The sequence below is a fragment of the Bacillus sp. AP50 genome, assembly GCF_040492675.1.
In the GTDB taxonomy this organism is placed as follows: domain Bacteria; phylum Bacillota; class Bacilli; order Bacillales; family Bacillaceae_G; genus Bacillus_A; species Bacillus_A cereus.
Window position 1 is genome coordinate 1 of the sequence record NZ_JBEUTW010000354.1, and the last position, 3,582, is coordinate 3,582.

A 3,582-nucleotide genomic window follows, 5' to 3' on the forward strand; every position below is an offset into this window, starting at 1 on the left:
ACAAAATACGTTCCAATATCTATTATTAGGAAAAGATAGATATAAATATATATTTATATGTAAAAGAGAGTGAATAAATGAAACCAACTATTAAAAATTACGTATTTTTACATGTAGCTTTTTTGATATATTCTATCATTGTGGTTTACATGAAATGGGCAGCTAAGTTTCCCATTGCTTCCATCTCATTTTTTATTGCTTATTTCGGACTAGTTGTACTTTTATTCGGATATGCAATTTTATGGCAACAAGTAATTAAGCATTTCGAAATATCGAAAGCATATTCACATCGCGGAATTATTATACTGTGGTCAATGCTTTGGTCAGTAGTTCTATTTGGAGATACGATACAGTGGAATCATTTACTTGGTGCGGCTATTATTATCGTCGGAATTGTGGTGGTGACAAAAGATGAATAGTTATATGTTGTTATTGATCTTTGGAATCGTATTGGCCAATTACTCACAAATTTTATTAAAAAAGGCTACTTTACAGCAATATGATTCTAAATTAAAAGAATATGTAAATCCATATGTAATCATCGGTTACTCTTTATTTGTACTTAACGCAGGATTCAATATTATCGCCTTAAAGGGACTGACAATAAATCAAGTCTCTGCATTAGAATCATTAAGTTATATCATCATATTAATTTTCGGTTGGTATTTTTTAGGTGAAAAAGTAACGAAAAGAAAAGTAATTGGGAATACTATCATTTTAATGGGTGTTGTGGTGTATTTTATTAAGTAATCACTTATACAAAAAGCTCCGTTTATCACAAACGGAGCTTTTTACTATTGACCTAAATTTTGCACTTTATCTTTCAAATCTCGAACTTGATCTACCGTCTGCATAAGCTCAGAGTTTTTAAATTGCTCTACATCCACTTTGCCTTCTTCTATCTTTGTCTTCGCCGTATCAATTAACGTATTTAACTTTTCGTTATATCCGACGATTTGTTGATGAAGATCCTTTGCTACATCAGGTGGCGTTAATTCATTGAATGCGGGTATATCTTGTTTAATTTCACTAAGCTTCGTTTCTAATTCTTTTCGAGCCTCGCTATCATTAACGGCCTTTTCTGCTAATGCTGGTGCATCATTTGCAAATGCACTTATTTCATTTACATAGTCTGTCGCCTTTTGAGCATAATCTATGGAGTTCTTTCCTTCTTCCACTATTGAACATCCCATTAAACCAATTGAAACTATGAATACTAATACAATTGATTTTATTTTCATTTTAGACCCCCTTCGTCCTTATAATTGTCTGTAATTTTCTCTATACATAACTTCTAGCTAAATTGTTTATAACCTTTTTCAAATAGCTATTTACCCTCTTACATGCCCTATTATCGTTACAACATCTATTTCTATATGTACGCTTATAATATCTTCAATTATATCCATATACCCTTGTCCTATAGCTGTTCCATAGTGTAATGTAAGCCCCTTCTTTTCATACACTGACTTTGGCACTGAAAAAATAAATCTCCTCAAGTTTCTTTCATCAGCTGGTTCCATAATTAAAACAATCCCATCCTCATCAAACATATACGCTCGCCCTCCAACTTTACATTCACTATGGCTCAGTATTGCCTTGGTCAGCAAAATTTAAAACATAATAAGTTAAGATACACTCTGCTCTATCATAAAGTGAAACTTTAATTAGCCCTCACAAGTCGACTCTTTATCGGCAAATAGCGGGATAAAAATAAAAAGCATTCATTCTTTTTTGTTAAGAATAAATGCTTTTTAAAAAATCAATTTCTAACTCTAGCATCTTTTTTTGACGAGGTTTTACTTTCCTTACGGGAACTCCAGCGTAAATATACCAATCATCTAAACTCTCTTTTACCATACTCATCGCGCCGACTGCCGTACCTTCTCCTACAATTACATTTGGAAAAATAATAGAATTAGCACCAATAATCACATGTTTTTTTAAAATAACTTTTTCTGCTTTCACATTCCTATATTGATTCGGGACGGTTGGCCCCATTAATGTATTTCCACTGAAATCATCAAGTACTGCATATACGATTGTTTTAGCTGAGATGTTTGCAAAATCATGCATTTCAATCCCAACTTCCCCTCCATATAACGCTGTATACGCTGATATGTGCGAATAACTTCCAATTGTGATTTTACCACTTAAAATGCAAAAATCATCAATTCTTACATGATTGCCAACTGATATAGCACTCGGATTATATATACTTGCTTTTTTACTAACCAATACATTTTTCCCAACAGATAAAAATCCAATTTCCTTTAGTTCTTCTTGACTATAAAAACTATTCATCTACCGACACCACCTTCTGCTCTAAACAGATTACAATTTGCTCTACTAGTTCTTTCGTCATTCCTTCCCATAAAGGTAAACTTACGATTCGTTTTGCTATTTTATTCGTTTTTGTTAAATCTGTCGACTTATAGTTTTTAAAAAGAACTTGTTGGTGGCAAGATGGTGAAAAGTATAATCTAGCTTCTATTTTCTGTTTTTTCAGTTCTTCAATTACTTGTATGTTGCGAACTTCTTCTGGACAAATGATAGGCATAAATTGGTGAATAACTGCTTCTGTCTTTTGGACTTTCCACCCTTTTTTCATTAACCCAGTATTTTGTAACAACTGTTTATACCATTCAGAAATACGGGTACGTTCTTTTAATTTTTGATCCCACTTTTTTATAGTCGCAATCCCAATAGCTGCTGCGTATTCAGACATTTTACAATTAAACCCCATCATCGTACATTCACGATTTTTATCAAATCCGAAATTCCCCATTCTTTTAATACGTTGTATATCTTCTTCGTTTTTACTATATATGAGCCCTCCTTCACCAATTCCGAATGGCTTTGTTGCATGAAAGCTATATACGATCATTCCACTAAAATCTTGACCGTAATGCATCCCTCCATTCATTAATCCAAATCCCGGCGCCGCATCTACGACAACCGGAATCCCCTTCTTCTCTAATTCTTCATATTCTTCTAAGTTCATCCATGATCCAAAAGTGGCGTACGGGACAACAATCGCAACCTCTTCTTTTAATTCTCCTATCTTATCCAAAAGTACGGTTTTATCCATATACCAATCATCTATTGAAATATCAATAAAGTAAGGTTCCAATCCACACCAAATAGCGGCTAAGGCAGTCGCAGGGAATGTAAAGCTAGGCATGAGAGCATACTTTCCCTTTCTTCTTTTCTTTAGTTGAATAGCCGCCATTAACCCTAACGTTGCGTTTGCTACTGTTGTAACAGCTCCCCTGTTTTGAAAAAATGACGACATAATTGTTTCCTCAAAACGTTGATTTATAGGTCCATAATTCGTATATATGTGAGATGTATCAATTTCCTTCAATTCGTCCAAATACTCACTTACAGGTACAGTTGAAGCACGTAAAAAAGGAATATTCTCCATATCTATCTATTCCTTCCTATCATTTTCGGACAATATAGAGCATATCTGTTTCAGATAATCCAAATTTCCTAGCACTTTTCATTCCTTGTTTTTCCGCTATGTTATATAATTCTACCTTAAATCCTGCATTCATTAATCGTTGAATAAATCCCGAT

Annotated in this window: 6 protein-coding genes and 1 pseudogene; 2 read left to right on the forward strand and 5 right to left on the reverse strand. The window is 33.6% G+C overall.

What is annotated here, in order from left to right; translation table 11 throughout:
- Positions 1-77: 77 nt before the first annotated feature.
- Positions 78-419 (forward strand): EamA family transporter, encoded by a 342-nt coding sequence (locus ABWK52_RS22175; RefSeq protein ID WP_000805132.1) that lies wholly within the window; start codon positions 78-80, stop codon positions 417-419.
- Positions 412-750: an EamA family transporter gene (locus tag ABWK52_RS22180; RefSeq protein WP_001089876.1), complete on the forward strand. Its 339-nt coding sequence runs from the start codon at positions 412-414 to the stop codon at positions 748-750. Before ABWK52_RS22175 ends, ABWK52_RS22180 begins: the two co-directional genes overlap by 8 nt.
- 44 nt (positions 751-794) lie before the next feature.
- Here ABWK52_RS22180 and ABWK52_RS22185 read toward each other — a convergent pair whose 3' ends face one another.
- From ABWK52_RS22185 to ABWK52_RS22205, 5 genes and pseudogenes are all read right to left on the reverse strand, one after another.
- On the reverse strand, positions 795-1,241 hold the full coding sequence (locus tag ABWK52_RS22185; RefSeq protein WP_000695229.1) for a DUF6376 family protein: 447 nt from the start codon (positions 1,239-1,241) through the stop codon (positions 795-797).
- 90 nt (positions 1,242-1,331) lie between these two features.
- The gene (locus ABWK52_RS22190; RefSeq protein WP_000459099.1) at positions 1,332-1,553 is read right to left on the reverse strand and encodes a hypothetical protein; all 222 of its coding nucleotides are present in this window, start codon (positions 1,551-1,553) and stop codon (positions 1,332-1,334) included.
- 184 nt (positions 1,554-1,737) lie between these two features.
- Entirely contained in the window at positions 1,738-2,304 is a 567-nt protein-coding gene (locus tag ABWK52_RS22195; protein WP_001084165.1) for an acyltransferase, read from the reverse strand.
- On the reverse strand, positions 2,297-3,427 hold the full coding sequence (locus ABWK52_RS22200) for a DegT/DnrJ/EryC1/StrS aminotransferase family protein (RefSeq protein ID WP_098507706.1): 1,131 nt from the start codon (positions 3,425-3,427) through the stop codon (positions 2,297-2,299). Before ABWK52_RS22200 ends, ABWK52_RS22195 begins: the two co-directional genes overlap by 8 nt.
- A gap of 19 nt (positions 3,428-3,446) precedes the next feature.
- Positions 3,447-3,582, reverse strand: a pseudogene (locus tag ABWK52_RS22205) (glycosyl transferase); the annotation flags it as partial.

What these genes read in the sequence shown, in the direction of transcription:
- ABWK52_RS22175 (WP_000805132.1), top strand. Translation starts at nt 78, where the DNA reads ATGAAACCAACTATTAAAAATTACGTATTTTTACATGTAGCTTTTTTG.
- ABWK52_RS22180 (WP_001089876.1), top strand. Translation starts at nt 412, where the DNA reads ATGAATAGTTATATGTTGTTATTGATCTTTGGAATCGTATTGGCCAAT.
- ABWK52_RS22185 (WP_000695229.1), bottom strand. Translation starts at nt 1,241, where the DNA reads ATGAAAATAAAATCAATTGTATTAGTATTCATAGTTTCAATTGGTTTA.
- ABWK52_RS22190 (WP_000459099.1), bottom strand. Translation starts at nt 1,553, where the DNA reads ATGTTTGATGAGGATGGGATTGTTTTAATTATGGAACCAGCTGATGAA.
- ABWK52_RS22195 (WP_001084165.1), bottom strand. Translation starts at nt 2,304, where the DNA reads ATGAATAGTTTTTATAGTCAAGAAGAACTAAAGGAAATTGGATTTTTA.
- ABWK52_RS22200 (WP_098507706.1), bottom strand. Translation starts at nt 3,427, where the DNA reads ATGGAGAATATTCCTTTTTTACGTGCTTCAACTGTACCTGTAAGTGAG.